The following is a 263-nucleotide window of genomic DNA, read 5'->3' on the forward strand; positions in this document are numbered from 1 at the left end:
CATTCACGATGCGTATTGAGAACTACCTGAGGGCGCATGCACAAAAGACCGGTGAGAAAACCGCGCTGGTCACAGGACAAGTGCGCCTGACTTATGCGGAGTTTGATGCAAAGACCGAAGCACTGGCGCAATATCTGCTGGCACAGAATGTGCAGCGCGGCGACCGTGTTGTTATCTTCATGGATAATTGCTGGCAGGCGGCGGTTTCGGTTTTTGCTATTCTCAAGGCTGGTGCGGTTTTCACATTGGTAAACCCGTCAACC

1 protein-coding gene is annotated in these 263 nt (G+C 52.5%); it reads left to right on the plus strand.

Annotation, left to right across the window (positions count from 1 at the left end):
* On the plus strand, positions 1–263 hold a 263-nt coding region (locus tag HBA93_RS21710), incomplete at both ends, for an AMP-binding protein (RefSeq protein ID WP_286202130.1).

Origin of the sequence: Ochrobactrum sp. SFR4 (assembly GCF_019730395.1) — a bacterium.
In the GTDB taxonomy this organism is placed as follows: Bacteria; Pseudomonadota; Alphaproteobacteria; order Rhizobiales; family Rhizobiaceae; genus Pseudochrobactrum.